Raw genomic sequence first — 22726 nt, 5'->3', positions numbered from 1 at the left:
TATATACATGATCGTTTAAAAACCATTACACAGTCTTAGTTATCTACTTGCCCCCTTGTGCCAACACTTTGCTGAGAAGAACCAAACTGAAAACAGGACGATGAAGTATCAATACATGCTTGTGACTGCCCTGCTCACGCTGACCGCTTTGTCAGCCCGGGCGCAGGTCAAGATTGGCAGCAACCCCACTTCCCTGACAACCACGGCCAACCCCCAGGTCGAGGCCACCAACGGCTCTCAGGTGGTAGTCAACAAAACCACCGGCAATGTGGGGGTAGGCAACACCGCCACTAACCCCATGCTGTCGGTACCTCGGGGAGCCATTGAGTTTCAGTCGGGGGAGAACACAGCCACCACACCGATCTTCAACTTCTTTTCCAACTTTGGGGGCGAAGCTACGAGCCGACTCACGGTCTTGCAGAACGGCAATGTCGGTATTGGCGCAACAACGCCAGTTGAAAAGCTTCATATAAATGGAAATGTTCTTTCATTAGGCAATTTTTACTCATTCAGTACCCAATACGGTATTGGTACTAAACCGAGCATCACCAATGTATTTGGTCTAAACATCGGTGGTATAGAATTTGAAACGGCTGCAGGTACAAGCATGAAAATAACGCGGGTAAGGTGCTTACTTCTGACGTCAATGGGGTAGCTTCAGGGGTGGCCGGCGCCAAAGTTTCACTAACGCGGGGCTCTGTTCCCTCTACCGGTTTGACGGCATTAACAGGTTCTGATTTCATCAATTCAGGCGTATCCATTACACTTACCCCTGGTAGTTGGCTGGTTTTTTTCAATGCGACATACAATAATGGTGGAGGGGCTACCAGCAATATTTACTGGGATATGACCTCAGCCGCTACTGGTTACACCGGGGCTACAACGCCGGGGATTGTCGGCCGTACACTTAGCGCACCGGCTCCTTCAGGTCTGTATTGTCCTACTTCGGCTATTTACAACGTAACCGTGACGACCACCACATTCTATCTATGGGGAAGGCCGATTCCAACGACCGCCATGAACTACTCTGGAGAGGAGCGAATTTTTGCCCTGCCAATTAACTGACGAGCGTATGAAATTCATAATCAGTCAGTATACAGTTTTCAGTTAAGGTCCGAGGCCTGTAAGTGATCCATTTGATTTCACTGTACATGAGTCAAATTTATAGTATTTAAAACCTAGCAAAATGAACCAGCTTTATAGTGACAAAGCCATCAGATGGGTCATGGCGATTTGCATAGCACTGCTTTGTCTGGGCCAGAGCTATGCCCAGTCGGCCTCATTCGGGAATACGTTTATTGGTAGTACCAGCGAGATGAGCATTGTTGGCGTTCAACACGACTTCCAGAATGGCGGCAGTGGCGTTCAGCCCGGTATTGTCGGTACGGAACGATCTGGTCCCCAGGGTTTCCTGAGTTTTTCGGCAGGGGCCAGCCATATCAATGCATCCGACAATGCGTTTGTGGATGGGTATGCAAAGACCTACAATACAACAGCGTTTGTATTTCCCATTGGCGATAATAACAAATATCGACCAGCAGCAGTGAGTGCTGCCTCATTGATTGAGCCGATTACTGCTGCCTATTATGGAGTCAGTCCAACAACGGCCATAACGAGTAGTTTGAAAGGGGGTAATGAGCCGGCACTACCCTCTGGCGGACCATTTTCTATAACGGCCAAAGAGACAGCTCTGCTGGCTGTAGACGGGGTAGAGTACTGGGATATAGATGGCACTCTTTCGACCAGAATCACCCTGACCTGGGATGCCAATTCGAATGTATCGACGCTCACAGCGGGGAACCTAACCTCACTCACGATTGCCGGCTGGGACGGGACGAAATGGGTCATTATTCCCTCAACGATGGATGCCACGTCAATTTTGGGATCAGCAAGTACATCTACGGCGGGTTCGATTACGACCACCTTCAGTTTGGCTCCGAATACCTACCAGGTATATACGTTAGCCTCTCTGTTCAACTGTACAGCCAATGCGGGCACCATCTCAAAATAGTGTACTGTAGGCAGACAGCAGCAATTGCCGTAATGTATGATCGCCAGAATTCATAAAACCTTCAAATCCATGAAACTACCGTTTACCCATACGCCTGCCTGTTGGAAATGGCTCGCACTTGTGCTGGTAGGGTACGTACTAAGCGTGACCGTAAGCATAGCTTCGCCAGTAGGCAAACGTCACGAAACCCCTGATCTGCACCCGCCTACAGGACGGGTTGCCGCAAAAAATAGGGAAATTACTCTAACCAGACCCGCAACTGCGCTGGCTGCTCCGGGTAAATTGCTGTCGACTATACTACCAGCATCCTTTGCCTGCGACGGCACCGCGCCAGCGAACATAGCCTTTACCAACACGGGCAACACCACCACCACGGGTTATATAACGAAGTACATGTTAGTCGATGCTACGTCGGCTGCTATTGTTCAGGTATCTGGTACGCCTTCGTTTACTGCCGTTGGCGTGGGGTCTTACATTGCCTATGCCGTTAACTACGATGGTGCTCAGGCCGCCCCTACCCTTACTACAGGCACGAACTTTGCCAATATTGGCGGCACGTGTGTTAATGTGTCGAATGGTATTAATTATTCTATTTGTGCTCCTCCGGTCAGCTTAACCGTAGCCCTGGCGGATGCCCCGGTTTGTAATCCGTCCACCAATCAGTACACCGCTACCGGAACGGTTAGCTTATCCAATGCGGCAGCGGGCACCATGACCCTTACCGACAATGGTATTACTATAGCGTCTATCGCCGTGACAGCGGGCCAATCGTCGGTTCCTTTCTCGGTAAGCGGGCTAAGTAATGCCAGCAGTCACTCGCTGGTGGCCAGCCTGAACAGCCAAACCGCCAGCACGACCTATACGGCCCCGGCCTTTTGTACGCTGGTGATGAATGTGGCTACAGGCCCGCTAAACTGCGACCCGGCAACTGGCCAGTATACGGCTACCGGCACCGTTAGCCTGACCAACAGCCCTGCCGGTACGATCACCGTAACCGATAACGGCACCACCATTGGTACCATCACCGTGACGGCGGGTCAATCGTCGGCTACGTTCCCGGTAAGTGGATTAAGTAATGCCAGCAGCCACACACTGGTAGCCAGCCTGAACAGCCAGACCGCCAGAACGACCTATACGGCTCCAGCCTCCTGCACACTGGCGATGAGGGTAGCTGTAGCCCCCCCCACTTGTAACCCAGCCACCGACCAGTACACGGCCACGGGAACGGTTAGTCTCACCAACAGCCCCGCCGGTACGATCACCGTAACGGATAACGGTACCAACGTCGGAACGATCACCGTAACGGCGGGTCAATCGTCGGCTACGTTCTCGGTAAGCGGATTAAGTAATGCCAATAGCCATACTGTAGTAGCCAGTTTCAATGGCCAAACCGCCAATACGAGTTATTCAGCGCCAGTTTCCTGTTCACTGGTAATGACGGTGGCTGTGTCAGCACCAGTTTGTAATCCGGCTACCAACCAATATGCTGCTACGGGAACCATCAGCCTGGTTAACGCCACGGCCGGTACCATTACCATTACCGATAACGGCGCGCCCGCCGGTAGCGTCAATGTGACCGCGGGTCAGCCTTCTGCCACATTCCTGCTCAGTGGATTAAGCAACTTAGCCAGCCACAACATTGTGGTTAGCCTCTATGGCCAAACCGCCACCACGACCTTTGCCGCACCGATTGCCTGTGCGCAGACAATGACCGTTGGGGTGAATACGCCGGTTTGTAGCCCGACCACCAACCAGTATACCGCTACCGGAACCGTTAGCCTGGTCAACAGTACTGCCGGTACACTTACAGTGACCGACAATGGGGTTACTGTAAGCACCATCACCGTAACGGCGAGTCAGGCCTCGGCCAGCTTCACGGTAAATGGACAAAGCAATGGAAGTTCGCACAACGTAATTGCCACCCTGAATGACCAGACCGCCAGTGTAATTTATACGGCTCCGGCGGCCTGTACAATCTGTACGCTCAACATCACAACAAGTAGTCTACCTGCCGCAGTGGTCGGTACGGCCTACAATCAATCGGTGGTGGCTACGGGCGGTACTCAACCCTATACCTTCCTCGTATCTGACGGTAGCCTACCCGTCGGCATGAGCCTCAATGGCAGCACGGGTCTGCTTTCGGGTACGCCTACTATGGCGGGTACTTATACATTCAATATCACAGTATTTGACGGTGCCAACTGTTCGTCGATTATGGCTCTGACGCTCCAGGTAGCCGGTGGCCCGGTTTGTAATCTGGTGGCCACGGCCGTTCCTGGCGACTGTAACCCACAAAATAACACCTACATATTAACGGGTACCATATCGGCCACGAACACGGCTATTTTCGGCGTGGGTGTTCAGTCCCTTACGATCACCGATGGTCAGGCTATTACGTACGCCACCCTAAACGGGGATGGCCCGGTTAGTTACACCCTCACAGGTCTCAACTCCGATGGCCTACGGCATAGAGTGACCGCAGTAAATAGTGGCACGGTTTGTAGCCTGGCTATTGTTGACTACTACGCTCCCCTGTCTTGCACGTATACGATGGGTGTAACGGTAAGCACCCCAGTATGTAATTCGGCTACCAACCAGTATACGGCCACGGCTACGGTAAGCCTCGCCAACAGTCCGGCAGGCACGCTCACCCTAACCGACAACGGGGCTATTGTTGGTTCGGTCCAGCTAGTGGCGGGTCAGCCTTCGGCCAGTTTCACGGTAAGTGGCCCGAGTAATGCCAGCAGCCACAACGTGATTGCCAGCCTCAACGGCCAGACCACCACCACCACCTACACCGCCCCAACGGCCTGCACGGTTTGTTCCCTGAGCTTCACCACCACCAGTCTGCCTAACGCTCAGGTGGGCACCGCCTACAGCCAGGCACTCACGGCCATGGGCGGCAGTACGCCTTACACCTATGCGTTGGTGAGTGGTAGCCTGCCCGCAGGCCTGAGCCTCAACCCCGCCACCGGGGTGATCTCGGGCACGCCCACCACTACGGGTGCATCGACTATCTTGGTGAACGTGAGCGATGCCAAGAACTGTTCGGCGCTGCTCACCCTGACGATGCAGGTCGCTTCAGCCCCCGTCTGCTCGCTGGTCGCTACGGCAGCGGCCGGTAGCTGTAACCCGGCCACCAACCAGTACACCCTGACGGGTAGCGTCTCGGCCACCAACGGCGCAGCCAGCCAGTCGCTGACCATCGCCGTGGGTAGTGTCAGCACGGTCGTAACGCTGACGGGCAACGGCCCAGTCAATTACACCCTGAACGGGCTTACTTCCGATGGCTTGGCGAAGACGGTATCGGTCATCAGCAGTGCCACCGCCTGCGGATCGACCACGACCACCTACACCGCACCCGCTGCCTGTAGGCTGAGCATGGCGGTAGCTGTCAGTACACCGGTTTGTAACTCAGTCACCAACCAGTATACCGCTACCGGTACCGTTAGCCTGACCAACAGCCCTGCCGCTACGATCACCGTAACGGATAACGGCACGACCATCGGCACCATTACCGTCACGGCGGGCCAGCCGTCGGCCAGCTTCACGGTAAGCGGCCCAAGTAACGCCAGCAGCCACAACGTGATTGCCAGCCTCAACGGCCAGACCGCCACCACCACCTACACCGCCCCAACGGCCTGCACGGTCTGCTCCCTGAGCTTCACCACCACCAGTCTGCCTAACGCTCAGGTGGGCACCGCCTACAGCCAGGCACTCACGGCCATGGGCGGCAGTACGCCTTACACCTATGCGTTGGTGAGTGGTAGCCTGCCCGCAGGCCTGAGCCTCAACCCCACCACCGGGGTGATCTCGGGCACGCCCACCACCACCGGCACAGCCAGCTTTGGTCAAGGTGAGCGATGCCAAGAACTGTTCGGCGCTGTTGACGCTGACAATGCAGGTCGCTTCAGCCCCCGTCTGCTCGCTGGTCGCTACGGCAGCGGCCGGTAGCTGTAACCCGGCCACCAACCAGTACACCCTGACGGGTAGCGTCTCGGCCACCAACGGCGCAGCCAGCCAGTCGCTGACCATCGCCGTGGGTAATGTCAGCACGGTCGTAACGCTGACGGGCAACGGCCCAGTCAATTACACCCTGAACGGGCTCACTTCCGATGGCTTGGCGAAGACGGTGTCGGTCATCAGCAGTGCCACCGCCTGTGGATCGGCCACGACCACCTACACCGCACCCGCCAGTTGTACATATACCTGTCCGCCCCCAATTCATGTGTGTAAGGCAAGTAACTATGTCTTTTCGCTATCTGTAACGGCAGGACAGAGCAGCTATCAATGGTACCGGAATGGTGTAGCCATTTCAGGAGCTATGGCCAACTCGTATCAAGTTACAGGGGCCGGGAGTTATTCGGTTGTCGTCAACGGTATCGGTGGCTGTATAAACGGTTCGTGCTGTCCGGTTGTCATTGTCGAAGATTCGATAGCTAATTATCAGGCGGTGGCACAGCCTGCAACCTGTAATTCAACAACAAATCAGACGAATCAGGATGGCCGCATTATAGTAACGAACTGGATGTTGAGTACCACAGATACCACCATGTATCATTATCAGGTATCGTTGGGCAGCAGCTTTAACAGTAACCAGGTAATAGCTGGCAGTGCCAGTACGAAAGTACCTTCCAATGGGGTTTTGGTCGCTAATCTGGCCAGTCCTGCTGGCGATACAGGACAGGCATACACCGTTCGGATTACAAATGGATTAGGTTGTATACGCGATGTAATCGTGACACTGCCCAAAACAAACTGTAATTGCCCGCCAACCAATTGTGTGCCAATAGTGGCCAGAAAAATCCGTAGATAAGCATATTAAGTACATTACGGTTAAACGCATCGGCACCCCCGCCAGTCTGATTAACCGGTTTGATTGATATACGGCCCGCAACCCTGTTACGGGCCGTATTTTTTTGATGGGGCCGGTGGCACACTATTCTCCACGCTACTGGCACCGGGACGTTAGCCCTGCTGTTAGGGAAAAGATGGCCATGAACGGGTCGCCCGAAAAATCCCACCTGTAGCAGATTTTTTGTCATTCTGGAAACGAGTTTTTTGATTATCAGCGAATAAGCGACGGCTGGGTCAACTTTTAAACAGCCGATTTTGTTACCTAACAGCGCAGATGCCATTTCATGTGCTAACTTTGCGGCTTTATTTAGAGGTGTCACGATAGAACCTATTATGTTATCCATCAGTAATTTACATGCCTCGATTGGCGAGAAAGAGATATTAAGAGGCCTTAACCTGGAAATCAACCCCGGTGAGGTTCACGCCATTATGGGTCCCAACGGTGCGGGCAAAAGCACGCTGGCGTCAGTATTAGCAGGTCGTGAGGACTATGATGTAACGAGTGGCAGCGTACTTTTCGATGGAAAAGACCTGTTGGATATGGCCCCCGAAGAACGGGCAGCCGAAGGTATTTTCCTGGCCTTTCAGTATCCAATTGAGATCCCCGGCGTTAGTACGACCAACTTCCTTAAAACAGCATTGAACGAAATCCGTAAATATCGCGGGCAGGACTCGCTCGATGCGGTTCAGTTCCTGAAGCTGATGAAGGAGAAAATGAAACTCGTCAATATCGACCAGTCGCTGCTGAGCCGGTCGTTGAACGAAGGCTTCTCGGGCGGTGAGAAAAAACGGAATGAAATTTTCCAGATGGCCATGCTGGAGCCCAAACTAGCCATTCTGGACGAAACCGATTCCGGTCTGGACATTGATGCCCTCCGCATCGTGGCCGATGGAGTCAATAAACTTCGGTCGCCGGAACGGGCCACGATTGTTGTAACGCACTACCAGCGGTTACTGGATTACATCGTACCCGATTACGTACACGTGCTCTATAAAGGCCGTATCGTGAAGTCGGGCCCGAAAGAACTGGCCCTTGAACTGGAAGAAAAAGGATATGACTGGATCAAAGCCGAAGCTGAAGCCATCTGATGTATGATCTATTATATATGATGTATGGTATAAACTATATCATACGTCATACATCATACACCGTTATACATCATACATAAAAAAATGACTCCCTCTTACGCATCATATAACGATTTCAAGGAGCAGTTGCTGGCGTCTTTTCGGGACAACGAAGAACGCATGAACGGCGAACGAAAATCGCCGTTACACCAAGTTCGCCGGGCCGCCCTGAAACAGTTCGAGCAGTTAGGATTTCCGACAATCCGGCACGAAGAATGGAAGTACTCGAATGTCAGCAGTCTGATCAAAGAAGACTTTGCCCTCGATACTGCTTCTTCACTGACAGCCGACGATCTGGCTCCGCTGGAAATTCCGAATCTGGAAGGTAATATTCTGTACTTCGTCAACGGCATCTACCATCCCGAACTTTCGCGGATAGTGAGCCCGGCAGAACAACTACAGATTACCAGTTTCGCCGAAGCGATCAAAGCAGACCCCGATTTTATGGGTGCGCATTTCGCCCGGTATGCCGATTATCAGGATAGCGCCTTTACGGCACTGAATACGGCCATGGCCAGCGATGGCGTGGTGGTTCGGGTACCCAACAACACAACCGTCGAACAGCCGATCATTTTGCGCTTCGTTACCGACGCCCGTGTTCACAACATTACTTCGCAGCCCCGTAACCTCGTTGTTATCGGTAAAAATGCCGAGGTGATGATGGCGGAATCGTACCGAACGCTGGGTGAACATTCCAGCTTTGTGAACGTCGTGACGGAAATTGTGCTCGACCGCGATGCCCGGATGCAGTATTACAAAGTGCTGAACGAAACGGCAAAAGCCTACCATATTGGCACTACGCAGGTTCACCAGGCCGACAACAGCCATTTCTACTCCGCGTCGATCACCCTCAACGGGCATTTCGTACGGAACAACCTGAACATCGTCCTCAACGGCCAGCATGCCGAAGCCTTTATGTACGGCTTGTATATGCCAAACGGTCGCCAGCACGTAGATAACCACACGTTGGTTGACCATGCCATGCCTAACTCGTACAGCAACGAACTGTACAAGGGTATTCTGGACGATAACAGCACGGGCGTTTTCAACGGCAAGATCTTCGTTCGGCCCGACGCGCAGAAAACCAATGCGTACCAGTCGTGCAAGAACGTAGTGCTGTCGCCGGGAGCGTCGATGAACACCAAGCCGCAGTTGGAAATCTATGCCGACGATGTGAAATGTTCGCACGGAACGACCACGGGTCAGCTGAACGACGAAGCCCTGTTTTACATGCGGTCGCGCGGTATCCCTAAAGATGAAGCCCGGACCCTGTTGCTGTACGCCTTCTCGCAGGACGTATTGAGCCAACTCAAAATTCAGCCCATCCGCGAATACCTTGAAGGAGTTGTTCGGGAGAAGCTGACGAAGTAAGCTGCATTTATGTCGCGTTTTCGTGGTGTCGGGTTTGAAAACCCGACACTTTTTTTATTCCACTATGCGCCTACTCACCTTACTTACCAGTCTATTCCTCACCTACGCCACCACTTACGGGCAGAGCATTCAATTCCGTTTCGAAGGCGATTCGATCACGATGCCCTTCGTTCGGGATAGTTTGCGGGGTATATCGGGGCTGGAGATCGTACCATCAACCGGCGAGTGGCATCTGGTGAGCGACCGGGGGTGGCATTTTACCTTTGCCAACATCCGAACCATCCGCGATCTGGGCGATCAGAATCGTCTGCAGGCAGCTCAGAAAACACCCTACTGGTTTGAAAGCAGCCGCTACGATTCCAATACCGGGACTTACTTCTGGACGGATGAGCATGAGCATGTGACTTCCGTTTTGTATGGAAAGACTATGCGCGATAGTGCGGCAGCTGTTCTTCTGAAGATTCCCCTCCCCGCCCCTAACAAAGGAATTGAAGGGTTGGCCGTTATGTCAACCGGGGCGCTTTGGGTAGCCCCCGAAGCGGGTTGGGAAGGCGAAACCAACCTACACCAGGATACGATTACGTTTTTTCGCTATCCAAATCCGCTGGATGCCGACCCCATTGTGGAGCGTTACAAATACCCCATCGATCGCTGTCTGTTTGCACAGGGCGAAGAGCGAACTGGCGGCATCTCGGACATCCTGGCCCTTGACGACCGGCGACTGCTGGTGCTGGAACGGTGTTATGACAGTGAGCAGAAACGTGTTACGGCAAACCTCTATCTGGCCACCCCCGACGACGCCACGCATACATTGCGCAAAGAAAAAGCGTTCGATTTCAACCGCCAGTATCCGGCTGCTGTCTGCAATCTGGAAGCGATGGCCTGGGCCGATGAGCAGCACCAGACGCTGGTCCTCATGGCCGATGATAATTTCAGGGTCAACAAAACCCTTCGAAATCAGGTCATCGTTTTGAAAAGACGGTAAGGTTATCGCTCCGTTCAGTCCCCTCATGTACTTTTATTTCCAAATATGCTTTCTTCATTTCAACGCCGGTTATGATAAATATAAAGATACCCAGAATAACAGCACTTGTTGTCTTCAATATGACTCGGCTGACCTGATTTTCTGGCTGCTTCCAGATGTAGTAAGATATGGCAATCATAAATAAATTTCGAAGTAAAAATATGGGAGCTGATATACTCATCACTTTACCAAAACAGCCAAAATCCCTGACACCTATAATGACGTAGCCGAATAAAAAAATAAGCGAAAGTATAATGAGTACTCCTAACGAAAATATTCCAAAGTACTGGCGATACACATTAAATAGCAGAGTAAAAGCAAGTGTAATTTCCAAGCTAATAATTAAGGGCGCAAACATCCTCAATTTGGGAATCCCAAAGTGGATAATTACATCAGCAAAAGCGTTTACATCTATAGCTTTGCCAACGCCTGAGGCAAGATAGAGCAATCCCAAAATAATCGAAGCTACTCGTGTTAATATAACAGATTTCATAATGAAAATGGAGATTAATGGGAATCAAATTTCATATTTCCCATTACGCCCTCTTGCTCAAAAGCTTTAATGGTCTTTTCTTCTAAAGGGGTTCGACGTATTACTGGATTATTTTGCCAAAATTCAGAGTCATATTTAGCATGTTGAATGATTTTCAAGTCCTCACGATGAATATTAATAGGCTTGTATTTTCCTTTAGCAGATACACTACTAAATTCATTAATAACCAAAAACGCACTAACATTATCTTTTCGCCTTTCTCCAGTAGCGCGAATAAGTTGATCAAACTCCACTGTAACCCGAATAGTGTTAAAAACAGTAGTGTTTCCTTGAGATTTATAGTCTATATCAACAGTATATATATGATTCTCAGTTATTGTTTTTGCATTATTAATTACAGCGCCCATATTATCTGGAATTATCCCATGCACCTTCACTAATTTATAGTTAGTCATGTTGATATAAACTTGACCTGAAAATGCAGGATTCGTATAGTCTTCTCGGATTTGACAGTCAAGTTTAGCTATTTTTTCACCATTGGGCTGTGTCAGTACATCGGTTACTCGAACATTATAGTAGTCAGCTACATCTGGCCGCATTGGTGACAAAAGTACATCTTTCGCTGGCTTTGATCGTCCAATTGCTTTCTGTGCTAATAGCAGATACGAAAAGTTGGCAAACCCAACATATATTTTCTTATCATCTGAAGTCATCTTTGCATACCGAGCATTACTAATTTGTATACCTTCTATTTTGTTACTTGACAATTTAACATCATATACAACTTCCTGAATTTCTGTCGGTTGCTCGCCATTTAGAGTTAATTGACGATAAAAAGCTTTTCCGAAAACGACTCTTTTCTCTTCGGTATCCACGCGATCAAAAGCTTGTTTAATTAATTTATATCCAATATTGCTCACCGTTATCGGGGCTAGCTCATGAGCAATAGGCTTAAGATAAAAGGTGTTATTATCGGAAGGTCCAATAATCGTAATTGTATCTGAACTATAATTTAAGTGAGAGATAATTAGCTGAATAGGATACTGTTTTACTTGAAGATAGTAATCACCATTTTCATTACTTAAAGTCCCTGTATTAGTGGCCAGGCAGTAAATATTTGCAAAAGAAATTTTATTTTGATTGTAAGCGTCCAAGACAGAACCTTGAATGTGCTGGCCATAACTTGAACGAATAAGGACATTGCAAATAATACATATTGTCGTAAAGTATATAAAGAGTTTATTTAGAATAGTCATTATTAACGTGTTAAATACCATTTATGGAAGTTGAAAAACAACTCCCATAAATGGTGCTTTTACTAAATTTTCAAGGTTGCGGTAGCGGTAACTGTACCATCCGAATTACCTGAAGCTGAAAGCTCCCATTGGTTTTCAAGTCGCTCTTCGAGCTCTTCTACTTGGAACATAGCTATCAGATCGCCATCAAACTGTTCTTTAAATTGGTCAAAAGTTTGCATAAAAATAGATAGTTAATAAAATTTAAGGGCTGTTTAGTTTAACCTGTTGCTACTGCCCCGTTGAATGGCAACCGGATGACTTTAGCAATAACCCTTATGTGCGTTACCTATTTTGTTGTTAAGTATCAATTAACAACAACTACTGTAACCTCCATGAGATTATCTTCTTGGGGTCCATTATTGACCACATACCACTTATTTTCTAACCGTTCTTCCAGTTCTTCCAGTTGAAAAAAGTCTAGTATTTTGCTTTCTGGCGCGTAAACCAATTGTTCTTGCATGTACGTAAAAAGTTAAAAGGTAAAAAGGGCCGCCGTCAAAAGACTTTCACTAACCGCCCTCAATGGACAGCTGATCACTTATCTGCTATGAGATCAAAAAAGTATATGCTTATGGCTCTTCCATTGACTGGCAATAAATCGCAGAGAAAGTACATAAAATAACAATACGGTCACATATTGACGACTTAGGTCTTGCCACGCTAATTTGCCGCTTACTCCTTTTTCAATCAATCGACAAACGATGGCCGGAAATTGAAATACGGTTTCTCGATACACAATCAAGGTGTAAATCATTACGCTTATCCACAATAATGTGTTAATGAAACCATATATAAATAATCCCATTTTTTGCACTGAAAATTTGCGCAATTGCGTTATTGGCTGTTGCCTAAAGGTGCGCAGAACGGACGCATTAATGCTTGTCTTAAACAGCATATTCGCCTTTGGGAGCAAGTTGGGGGGGTTTGTCAAATCAGAAAGTACCCAATAGCCATCAAACCGAACGAAAGGATTAAACTCCCAGATTACCATTGTAAATACAGTGAGTGCCACTGCCAGACAGGTTTCATTACCAGTTATCAAATACACGACTGCTAAAACACCTGCGTAAAGTATCTCGTTGAAAATACCAGCTAGGTTTGCGATAACCCGACGTGATCTGTCAACCAACCATACCTCGGTTATGTCGGCGTACATAACGGGCATAATAAAGTAAAACCCAAACCCGACTCCGCCATGCTTTAACCCATACTTGGCACAGGCACCAATGTGTCCAAGTTCATGGATCAGCATTGTCGGATATAACAAGCTGAGGTATAAGACGTAATTCGTTTGACCAATCACCTGATTTGCATCACTCACAAAATACACCATCGGCACAACCGACGAGCATAACAGAAAAGCGGTCCAAAATACGTTGGGTGCATACACCCATTGAAGCGGTTTCGATAATAAACCAACTATACGGGCCGGTAAAAGCTCTACCTTCAGTTTCAGATAGTTATTTTTCAAACTAGGTTTCATAGGCGTTGGGTCTTCAAGCAGGACGCAATACCCCCCTAACGTTTGAGCAACTAATGCATTGAATTCCTGATGATTAAATGTTAAACCGAATAGGTGGTTAAATTTCGTTACGGCCTCTAACCAATCTGACGACTCCCGTAAAATCTGGTACAGTTGATAGGTAGACTGATTAATCAAAAAGTTGCGTCCTTTGGTTGAGTGAATAACCCAATTAGTTTCGTCAAAGACGTGCACGCTAGTATCGTTTACAATAAGCATGGATATTTCTTAGAAGTAGTCAATACGTTAAAGACAGTACTAGTTGTAAAAACCCGATTATGATCATCGACCAACGTATTTACGCCAAAAGAACTTTTTCGCCATTGTTTTATCGTTTCAGGCTGTAATACATTTGTTGCAGGTATTCGCAAAATATGGCTAGTCTGCCAGCTACCATCCTCGGTTTGATGCATTCTCAGCCATTGAATTCCACACTTTATAACCGCTCTATAGGTCTCTACATCGGTAGCCATTAATGCCTTCAGTGCAATTGCAGTGTAGAAAGCATTAGGTTGATTATCAACAGAGTTTATCCAATAGCCGTTTGGATGCTGGTATTGAGAAATCTGGTGACCCAATTGACAAGCATAAGTCTTGTAGATCGGACGTTTAGCAAAAGCGAGAGTAGCAAATGACAGTACATACAGGTTGCTTGTCCACCAATATGACTGTAAGATTCCATTTGCAATCCTACTAATTAAATAGTCACACGTTGACCTATATACGTCATCTAGGATATGTATATCAGACAGTATATAAGCAGCAACAGCACTAACGCAGTCATGTTCAGAAAGCCAGCCAGCCACACAAGTATGTTCAGCCAAACCTAATCGACCCCGCAAGCTATCCTCATCCTGTTATGTTACCCATCCTCCGTTCTCCGTTCTAAAGGACAGCCACGATTCTAAAAGTTGATTAGGTATTGTTTTTGTAAGTTGCCAATGCATTCCTGCGAGAAAATTTGTTGAATCTGCATCCTGTAATATACTGTCATTGAATGCCCCTTTTACTGAGATTTTCTCTAATGTAGTTTGGAGTAAGTATTTATCAACGTCACACTCCAGCAGCATAACACCTACATAAGCTGAAATCCAAGTATCACCAGAATCTGCGCTAGTAATAAAATCTGACCATCTTCCTGTATCGATTAATGAAGCTAAATATAGATACGCGCTATCCGCTGACTCACTGATATTTTGCCTTGGCTTTACAACTGTACTTTTAATCGATTTAATTCGTGTCTTTCGGATAAGTAAGTTTATTTCATTATTGAAATTTTTCGCTAATTCTACCTGAGTCATTAAGTACTCTTTCAGTAATATCAGGCCAAGTAGTTCCGAAATCTTGATAGCCTCCTTAAAATTTCTAATAGCTTTATCGACGATTATGGAACCTATGCCCGAAAGGTATAAGTATTTATGCATCAGAGTTCTATCTACTAATTGCACACCCTGTTTAGTTAAATAATCTTGAACCAACTGATGGGCAAAAGATCGTTGTCCCCCGATAAGATCAACCTTAAAGTCATCAAGATCATCAAGATATTGAAAGGCGATATGAATGTGTCGTAGGCATCTCTCAAGCTCATTCTCGAAAGGCGTATACCCATTTAGCGTTACGAGTGCTTGTATGGCGGCATAACAAACCGCCGATTTACCAGCGGCAAGTTGCTCAAAAGTAGCTTCTGAATATATTTCCCCTAATGTGGCAAAATCTTTTTCTGTTAAGACAGCTTTTGCATACTCATTTTTATACCTATTAAATATAGGCCAAAATGATGAATTGGTTGGAAATAGCAAACTTAGCTCTCGTGTTGCAGCTTCATGTATTTCTATTACGTAGGTCAGGCTTTGGAGTTGATCAGTTTTGTTCTGCTCTCGTACATTATCTACGAAGGAATCAAACTCTAATAAAAAGCGAAAGTATAGATAACCCGCAAATGAAATTTGTTCCTTTTGTGATTCTGAAATTTTTTCAAATATAGGTGCTACATAATCAATCAAATTTAGATAAAATATATGCTTCTTTTGTATACTTTTATGCATTAATCGCGCCATAGTTGAATCATCTATTGGCAACTTATTAATTCTATCATTGAAGTTACTCCTCATAGCTTTTAGAATTCTTATATCAAGAAATTGGCGCACTAAAATTTGCGCTACTAGCTGCTTTCTTGGCATCAAAAGTAGACTCCTACCTTACCATCCGCTTCAGTCCAAGCTTACTACCAATTCTGGCCCTATAGTTTTCTACACTTTTGGATGTCACAGCTAGTTGGTCTGCAATCTCAGAGTTTGTCAAGTCCTGGGTTATATGCATCAGAACGTCCCATTCGCGGGACGTCAAATCCAAAATAGCACGGTTAGGCAGCTCATTTTCTTCGTGTTTCAAGTCAGGTTGGTGTTGCATAGTGTCAATAAATGCAATGTGGATAAAGTAGGACTAGAAATCTTTTTACGATCGTCCATAAATTTCCTGTGCCTATTTAGCCATTAAAAGTACATCTAACAACTAATCAAGCTCCTTAACTGTCTGAAATCATCTTTTTACTAGCTGAAATCATTCAAAAAGTTTCTAGATATTAGTTTAACCTATTTTCATTTATTTAATTAGTACAAATAACCTATTTTGTATAATCATACAAGATTAGTTACTACTTAACGATTAACTACTAATATAGTTTTTTCATATTTTCGGTTTAGCTACTCACACGGTAATTTCCTCTTTTTCATTTTCCTCCAATAGTTACAAAGTTTGTTTGGCTCACAAGTTTCGTTGTACTAGGCGTCCAAACACGAACCTAACCACCCTCACTTTACGTTTTATCAATGACCTTTGGGTGAATGGTTCAGCCATTTATCCTCTTTTCGATACGAACACAACATGCAATCAGCGATAGAAACAACCCTCGATATACAGCAAATCCGCCGGGATTTCCCCATCCTCGATCAACAGGTGAACGGTCGTCCGCTGGTTTATTTGGATAATGCCGCTACGAATCAAAAGCCCACGGCGGTCATCAATGCCCTGACGGATTATTATGAGGGCTACAATGCCAATATTCACCGGGGTATTCACCACCTGGCCGAAAAAGCAACGGCCGCCTTCGAAGCATCCCGCCGGGCGTTTCAGGAGTTCCTGAATGCCAAACACTGGCAGGAGATCATCTTTACCTATGGCACTACGGATGGCATTAATCTGGTGGCCCAGAGCTACGGACGCCGGTTTTTGAACGAAGGTGACGAGATCATTATCTCGACCATGGAGCACCATTCCAACATTGTGCCCTGGCAGATGCTTTGCGAAGAAAAAGGCTGCATCCTGAAAGTCATTCCCGTTAACGACGAAGGTGAATTACTCATCGACGAGTACGAAAAACTGCTGACAGAGCGTACCAAATTCGTTTCGTGTGTTCATGTGTCGAATTCGCTGGGTACCATCAACCCCGTCAAAACCATCATCGACAAAGCCCATGCCGTTGGCGCAGTTGTCCTGATCGACGGTGCACAGGCCAGCTCGCACCTAGAACTCGACGTACAAGCACTTGACGCTGACTTTTACGTCTTGTCGGCACACAAGCTGTACGGCCCGACGGGCATGGGCGTTTTATACGGCAAAAAGGAGTTACTAGATTCGATGCCTCCCTACCGGGGCGGTGGCGAAATGATCAAGGAGGTTACCTTCGCCAAAACGACTTATAACGAGATACCGTATAAATTCGAAGCGGGCACGCCCAATATTGCCGATGTGGTTGCCGTCAAAACGGCGCTTGACTACATGGCGGGTCTGGGCAAAGAGAACATTGCTGCCCATGAAAACGACCTGCTTCAGTACGCCACCGAGCAGTTGAGCGAGCTGGACGGCCTCCGGATCATTGGCCGGGCGAAGCATAAAATTGGCGTTGTCTCCTTTGTGCTCGACGGCATTCACCATCAGGATACGGGCGTTATTCTCGACCAGCAGGGCATTGCTGTCCGGACGGGGCACCACTGCACCCAGCCGCTCATGCAGCGCTTTGGCATTGCCGGAACTACGCGGGCGTCGTTTGCGGTTTATAACACCAGAGACGAAATCGACCGACTTGTGCAGGGTCTTCGCCGGGTACAGAAAATGATGTTATAAGTAAGTATGACCATTAACGAAAAGCAGGACGAGATTATCGAAGAATTTGATTTATTCGACGATCAGCTCGATAAAACGCAATACATCATTGATTTAGGCAAAAAGCTGCCCCCCATGCCCGAAGCGCTCAAAACAGACGAGAACCGCATTATGGGCTGCCAGTCAAAAGTATGGGTCGATGCCGAATTGAAAGACGATAGGCTGTATTTTTACGGCGACAGCGAGCCAACGGCACAAATTTCGAAAGGGCTGGTTGGTCTGCTGATTCGGGTACTGTCGGGCGAGAAACCCGACGATATTGCCAATGCCGATTTATACTTTATCCCCCGCGTGGGCATGGGTAACTTAATAACATCCCTGCGAGCCGGTGGATTAGCCTCCATGATCGAACGGATGAAAGCATTCGGGAAGGGCTATTCAACGGGTAACCAATAGTCAGAAACCAGGCAGGCTTTGCCGTATTCATGACGAAACCTGACCACTTTTGACCACAACATGACCTAAAAAGATGACAGACGAAGAACTGAAAGAACAAGTTGTACTGGCCCTGAAGGGTGTTTATGACCCCGAAATTCCAGTGGACGTGTATGAGCTGGGACTCATTTACGACATTAAGATATTTCCGGTCAACAACGTATATATTCTGATGACGCTGACCTCCCCTTCGTGCCCCTCCGCCGGGTCGATTCCCGCCGAGATCGAAGAGAAAGTACGGGCCATCGAAGGCGTCAGCGACGTGAGCGTAGAGCTGACTTTTGATCCTCCCTACTCGACCGAACTGATGTCGGAAGTAGCGAAGCTTGAACTTGGGTTTATGTAAAAAAATAGTGGGTAAGGCGTGTTGGGGCAACCCTATCGCTGACTTACCGACTCGACTTACTAACTTATTAACTAACAAACTATTATGTATCCTCCTCATTTGCTTATCCCGATGCGGGAAGACCTGACCAGCGTCGGGTTTGAAGAATTGACCACCGCCGACGACGTAGTGAACGCCGTGGAAAATACCGAAGGCACCATGCTGGTCGTCGTAAATTCGGTTTGCGGCTGTGCAGCCGGTGCAGCTCGCCCGGGTGTGAAAGCGGCTTTGGCGGCTAGTCCCGTTAAGCCCGATAAGATGGTCAGTGTCTTTGCCGGTGGCGATCTGGAAGCAACCGCCAAGATGCGGGAATACCTGCTGCCGTATCCTCCATCATCGCCAGCCATCGGTATTTTCAAAGATGGTGAACTCGTTCATTTCATCGAGCGGCACCACATCGAAGGTCGTTCGGCGCAGATGATCGCCCAGCACCTGGAAATGGCGCTGGAAGAGTTCTGCACACCAGCTAACGCCTAATTAATTAGCAGCGTCATTAACCAAAAAGGGGTGGTGGGTCGGGGAGTTAAACGTTATATCTTTAAGATATAACGTTTAACTCCCCGACCCACCACCCCTTTTTGGTATTAACTACGTTACCGCGAAAACCTTCGCCAGCAATCTCGACAGGGGTAACAGGCAAAAGACCAGCATAGCCAGCGGGAACGACGCGAAAGCCGCTACCCAGGCCGCATTCATGACAATAAGCGACAGCACCCCCGCCCGCACTGCCAGCCCGATGTTGCGGCCGACAGGTTCTTTCACCGCCCGCCAGAGAGGGGGGAAAATATAATAGCCAAACAAAAGCAGAAACGGCAAAGCCGTACCCAACTGTTGCTGCTGTTGCGCCAGAGCCGCCAGACAGCCAATAACCAGCGCATAGAGAATCCCCGCAAACCGCAGCGTCGTCGGGCTCCCGCCATGCACTTCCCCCCGACTGATCATGGTGATAGCCGCAATGTAGGCAATGGGTACCAGACCAACCCACGCCCAGGGCATCACCTGATCGGGAACGATGCTGATACCCAGCAGGAGATTCAGTCCCCGGCAAAGACCCATGTTGACGGGGCCCAGCAGGTTATGGTGCTTTCCAAATTTATCATAGACCAGCGATGCCACCGTAATCCCGATGGCCAGTACCCCCGCCGTTTGGTTCACGGCGAACGATGCACCTATACCAATCAGAAATAACACTGCCCCCAGCAGAATAGCCGTCGGTTTGGGAATAACACCGCTGGGTATAGGTCGCTCGGGCCGCTCGACAGCATCCAGTTCGGCATCGAACACGTCGTTAAAAACAACGCCCCCACCGTACAACCCGACTGTTGCCAGGCAAAGCCAGCCCACCGGAGCCGGTGCCGGATCGTAAACCCCAAAATACCCGGCAATAGCCATCCCGGCCAGCACATCGGCAACAGCCGTAACCAGATTAGCTGGTCGGGTAAGGGAAAGAAGTGCTTTAATCTTACTCATGAAGTGGTGTCGGGCCGTGTTATCGGGTTCAAGAACCCGATAACAATTGCTGACGCGAGCGTGTCGGGTTTGAGAACCCGACACCACAAACGCTATCGTTCTATTTAATAATTGTCGATTCCTTATCTACTCTTGGGGCCTGGCCACCGCGCAGCACAGAACTGCCGTTGTATCGCTGGCTTTGGTCGATACCCATTGGTTGGGTGAGGTCTTCCAGGCTAAGTTGTCCGCTTTGGGCAAAGGCCGTTACGGCATTGGTGAACGTCACCAGTTTGATGGCCTCGTCCGAAATACCTCGTTGTTTCATCAAAGCTGCCGTTTTAGGTACAGCCAGCGGGTCGCTGATACCCCAGTCGGCGGCCGAGTTGATCATGATGCGCTCCGGCCCGTACTGTTTTACGACCTCTACCATACGTTCGTTGCCCATCTTGGTAAACGGGTAAATAGTGAAACCGGCCCAGAAACCACGATCCAGCACCTCACGCACCGTTTCCTCATTATTGTGGTCGACAATCACCATGCCGGGGTCGATACCGTGCTCGATAGCAATGTCCATGCTCCGGCTGGTACCCTGTTTTTTGTCGCGGTGGGGCGTGTGGATCTGCACGGGCAACCCGGCCTCTCTGGCCAGTTCCAGTTGCGCCCGGTAGTACTTATCCTCGGCGGGCGTCTGGTCGTCAAAGCCAATCTCCCCTACGCCAACCACACCTTCTTTGTAGATGAATAATGGCAGGATTTCCATAACCTGCTCGGCTAATTCCTCCTGATTTGCCTCTTTGGAGTTCAATCCGATGGTACAGTAGTGCCGGATACCGAACTGTGACGCCCGAAAACGCTCCCATCCAACCAGACTGGCAAAATAATCCCGAAATGAGTCGACGCCCGTACGGGGTTGCCCCAGCCAGAAAGCCGGTTCGATCAGGGCTACGACGCCCGCATCGGCCATTGCCTGATAGTCATCTGTGGTGCGGGACGTCATGTGGACGTGCATATCGAAAAACGACATGCCACGAATAGAATCCATAAAATCCATAATAGTTCTACGTTAGAGGCATTAAGTACTCGTTAATTGGGCCGTAAAGTTCCGTAAAAATTACCCCCGTTCTGCACGATTTTTAGCAACATTTAATTCAGGTTACACAAACTTCGCAGTAGTCTATTCGTTTTATAGATAGATAGTCCTACAACAAATGCAACCACGAATATGAACATGCATCAACAGCGTAAAGCAGGAAAGTGGAAACTGGGGGCAGTTTTACTCCTTCTGGCGGGTGGCGGGTTACTCTCCTGCCGCGAAAACGCCATTAAAGATCTGAGCCCGGCTGATAGCCCGGTTTATATAACGAACTACGACCGTTCGGTCAACTTTGGTCAGTACAAGACTTTCAGCCTCCCTGACTCCGTCATTATAGAGTCGAACGATTCATACGTTACGTCGCAAACACCTGTTTCGAGCCGGTTTGTCACAAATGTAGCGAACGCACTGACGGCCAAAGGGTTTCAGCGGGTTAGCCGGGGCGACAGCGCAGATCTAGGCGTAGCGATCATCCAGGTTAATAACCAATACACCGGGGTAGCATCCAATCCGTATTCGTATTATTCGGGCTACTGGGGTGGCTTTGGCGGTTTAGGAGGTTACGGTTATTCACCTTATTATCCAAGTTATTACACGTATCAGGTAACCGATCAATACTGGGAAATTCAGATTGTGGACCTGAAAAACCGGCCAACGGCAGGAACGGGAACAGGTACCGGACAGCCTCAGCTGAATGTTATTTACAATGCAACCGTCCGGGGCACTGATATCACAGATCAGCAAGCCGTCGACAACGCAGTTACGGCTATTTTCAACCAATCGCCTTATTTGAAGGCTGCTGAATAAGTTATTATGAAATCGATCATCACATTGGTTGCCCTGATGGCGTTCACGACAACGACCTGGGCACAGTATAGAAATGATAATTCGGGAGACAACGGCTTCCCGTCGCCCTATCAGGAGTACGTGACCTTCAACATTGCGGCCCGGTATGGAGTGGCCTTCCCGATGGGTGGTACACAGGGGTACATCGACAAGGTGTCGCCCACTAACTTTGCACTGGAAGGCGAATGGCTGTTCCCAAAACGGTTTGCCATCGGCATAAAAACGGGTTACCAGTACAACAAGCAGCGGCTGGATCGGCAGGTCTACGATTATGGCGACCAGTCTATTTCGGCCGTACAGACCCGGACGCTGTCGGTTATTCCGGCTATGGTGTCGCTCTCCTATTACTTTGCCGATAATGCAGCCGCCCTTCGGCCCTATGTGCAGATGGCCGGTGGCGGTGCTTATGTCGATTATACCAACTATTTCGGTACGCTGGCCGACCAATCGAATGGCTTCAGGGGTGCCATAGCTCCGGCCATTGGCGTTAAGTACTACGGCAAACGTGAGCAGGGGCTGGGAGCTGAAATTCAGGCGCAATACCAGAATATATTCTTCAACTATGATTTGTTGAAGAACAGTGCTCCCTCGCTCATGATCTCAGCGGGTATTTCGTATCGGTTTTATTAATGTGACGCGGGTATACCCGC

The 22726-nt window shown here is 48.6% G+C and carries 23 protein-coding genes; 14 read left to right on the top strand and 9 right to left on the bottom strand.

Features of this window, described 5'->3' with window-relative positions; genetic code table 11:
* The first annotated feature begins 100 nt into the window (after positions 1-100).
* From ACYVJM_RS15430 to ACYVJM_RS15395, 8 genes are all read left to right on the top strand, one after another.
* Positions 101-655 (top strand): hypothetical protein, encoded by a 555-nt coding sequence (locus tag ACYVJM_RS15430; RefSeq protein WP_461149126.1) that lies wholly within the window; start codon positions 101-103, stop codon positions 653-655.
* 59 nt (positions 656-714) lie between these two features.
* Positions 715-1065 (top strand): hypothetical protein, encoded by a 351-nt coding sequence (locus ACYVJM_RS15425; RefSeq protein WP_461149125.1) that lies wholly within the window; start codon positions 715-717, stop codon positions 1063-1065.
* Between the two features lie 121 nt (positions 1066-1186).
* Entirely contained in the window at positions 1187-2011 is an 825-nt protein-coding gene (locus tag ACYVJM_RS15420) for a hypothetical protein (protein WP_461149124.1), read from the top strand.
* A 69-nt stretch (positions 2012-2080) separates the two neighbouring features.
* A complete protein-coding gene (locus ACYVJM_RS15415) occupies positions 2081-5965 on the top strand; it encodes a beta strand repeat-containing protein (RefSeq protein WP_461149123.1) in 3885 nt (1294 codons plus the stop codon).
* Complete coding sequence (locus ACYVJM_RS15410) at positions 5910-6827, top strand: hypothetical protein (RefSeq protein WP_461149122.1); 918 nt, start codon at positions 5910-5912, stop codon at positions 6825-6827. The genes ACYVJM_RS15415 and ACYVJM_RS15410 overlap by 56 nt, the downstream gene beginning before the upstream one ends.
* A gap of 374 nt (positions 6828-7201) precedes the next feature.
* Complete coding sequence (gene sufC / locus ACYVJM_RS15405; RefSeq protein ID WP_461149121.1) at positions 7202-7957, top strand: Fe-S cluster assembly ATPase SufC; 756 nt, start codon at positions 7202-7204, stop codon at positions 7955-7957.
* An 84-nt stretch (positions 7958-8041) separates the two neighbouring features.
* Complete coding sequence (gene sufD, locus ACYVJM_RS15400) at positions 8042-9367, top strand: Fe-S cluster assembly protein SufD (RefSeq protein WP_461149120.1); 1326 nt, start codon at positions 8042-8044, stop codon at positions 9365-9367.
* A gap of 64 nt (positions 9368-9431) precedes the next feature.
* Positions 9432-10352, top strand: coding sequence for an esterase-like activity of phytase family protein (locus tag ACYVJM_RS15395; protein WP_461149119.1), 921 nt, complete (start codon positions 9432-9434; stop codon positions 10350-10352).
* On the opposite strand, the gene ACYVJM_RS15390 is transcribed toward ACYVJM_RS15395, so the two are convergent.
* The 7 genes from ACYVJM_RS15390 to ACYVJM_RS15360 form a co-directional block, all read right to left on the bottom strand.
* Positions 10330-10884 (bottom strand): MauE/DoxX family redox-associated membrane protein, encoded by a 555-nt coding sequence (locus tag ACYVJM_RS15390; RefSeq protein WP_461149118.1) that lies wholly within the window; start codon positions 10882-10884, stop codon positions 10330-10332. The genes ACYVJM_RS15395 and ACYVJM_RS15390 overlap by 23 nt on opposite strands.
* 14 nt (positions 10885-10898) lie before the next feature.
* A complete protein-coding gene (locus tag ACYVJM_RS15385; protein WP_461149117.1) occupies positions 10899-12140 on the bottom strand; it encodes a carboxypeptidase-like regulatory domain-containing protein in 1242 nt (413 codons plus the stop codon).
* A gap of 62 nt (positions 12141-12202) precedes the next feature.
* On the bottom strand, positions 12203-12361 hold the full coding sequence (locus ACYVJM_RS15380; RefSeq protein WP_461149116.1) for a hypothetical protein: 159 nt from the start codon (positions 12359-12361) through the stop codon (positions 12203-12205).
* Between the two features lie 125 nt (positions 12362-12486).
* Positions 12487-12642 (bottom strand): hypothetical protein, encoded by a 156-nt coding sequence (locus ACYVJM_RS15375; RefSeq protein WP_461149115.1) that lies wholly within the window; start codon positions 12640-12642, stop codon positions 12487-12489.
* A 93-nt stretch (positions 12643-12735) separates the two neighbouring features.
* Positions 12736-13923: a hypothetical protein gene (locus ACYVJM_RS15370; RefSeq protein ID WP_461149114.1), complete on the bottom strand. Its 1188-nt coding sequence runs from the start codon at positions 13921-13923 to the stop codon at positions 12736-12738.
* A gap of 638 nt (positions 13924-14561) precedes the next feature.
* Positions 14562-15884 carry a hypothetical protein gene (locus tag ACYVJM_RS15365; RefSeq protein WP_461149113.1) on the bottom strand — a complete coding sequence of 441 codons (1323 nt, stop codon included), beginning with the start codon at positions 15882-15884 and terminating at the stop codon, positions 14562-14564.
* Positions 15885-15897: 13 nt separating this feature from the next.
* Complete coding sequence (locus ACYVJM_RS15360) at positions 15898-16113, bottom strand: response regulator transcription factor (RefSeq protein ID WP_461149112.1); 216 nt, start codon at positions 16111-16113, stop codon at positions 15898-15900.
* 474 nt (positions 16114-16587) lie between these two features.
* On the opposite strand from ACYVJM_RS15360, the gene ACYVJM_RS15355 reads away from it, so the two are divergent.
* The 4 genes from ACYVJM_RS15355 (at position 16588) to ACYVJM_RS15340 (ending at position 19162) form a co-directional block, all read left to right on the top strand.
* Positions 16588-17826 (top strand): SufS family cysteine desulfurase, encoded by a 1239-nt coding sequence (locus tag ACYVJM_RS15355; protein WP_461149111.1) that lies wholly within the window; start codon positions 16588-16590, stop codon positions 17824-17826.
* A gap of 6 nt (positions 17827-17832) precedes the next feature.
* The gene (locus ACYVJM_RS15350; protein WP_461149110.1) at positions 17833-18261 is read left to right on the top strand and encodes a SufE family protein; all 429 of its coding nucleotides are present in this window, start codon (positions 17833-17835) and stop codon (positions 18259-18261) included.
* Between the two features lie 73 nt (positions 18262-18334).
* Positions 18335-18646 carry a DUF59 domain-containing protein gene (locus ACYVJM_RS15345; RefSeq protein ID WP_111344449.1) on the top strand — a complete coding sequence of 104 codons (312 nt, stop codon included), beginning with the start codon at positions 18335-18337 and terminating at the stop codon, positions 18644-18646.
* 84 nt (positions 18647-18730) lie between these two features.
* On the top strand, positions 18731-19162 hold the full coding sequence (locus ACYVJM_RS15340; RefSeq protein WP_297381226.1) for a BrxA/BrxB family bacilliredoxin: 432 nt from the start codon (positions 18731-18733) through the stop codon (positions 19160-19162).
* Between the two features lie 111 nt (positions 19163-19273).
* On the opposite strand, the gene eboC is transcribed toward ACYVJM_RS15340, so the two are convergent.
* The gene (gene eboC / locus ACYVJM_RS15335; RefSeq protein ID WP_461149109.1) at positions 19274-20155 is read right to left on the bottom strand and encodes a UbiA-like protein EboC; all 882 of its coding nucleotides are present in this window, start codon (positions 20153-20155) and stop codon (positions 19274-19276) included.
* Between the two features lie 100 nt (positions 20156-20255).
* The gene (locus ACYVJM_RS15330; protein WP_461149108.1) at positions 20256-21188 is read right to left on the bottom strand and encodes a TatD family hydrolase; all 933 of its coding nucleotides are present in this window, start codon (positions 21186-21188) and stop codon (positions 20256-20258) included.
* A 171-nt stretch (positions 21189-21359) separates the two neighbouring features.
* Here ACYVJM_RS15330 and ACYVJM_RS15325 point away from each other — a divergent pair, with 171 nt between their 5' ends.
* Both ACYVJM_RS15325 and ACYVJM_RS15320 read left to right on the top strand, forming a co-directional pair.
* Positions 21360-22037: a DUF4136 domain-containing protein gene (locus ACYVJM_RS15325; protein WP_461149107.1), complete on the top strand. Its 678-nt coding sequence runs from the start codon at positions 21360-21362 to the stop codon at positions 22035-22037.
* 6 nt (positions 22038-22043) lie between these two features.
* Positions 22044-22706 carry a porin family protein gene (locus ACYVJM_RS15320; protein ID WP_461149106.1) on the top strand — a complete coding sequence of 221 codons (663 nt, stop codon included), beginning with the start codon at positions 22044-22046 and terminating at the stop codon, positions 22704-22706.
* Positions 22707-22726: the final 20 nt, after the last annotated feature.

This window comes from Spirosoma pulveris (genome assembly GCF_054781875.1).
The sequence above is the reverse complement of the archived record's forward strand: the minus strand, read 5'-3'. Positions and strand labels throughout refer to the sequence as shown.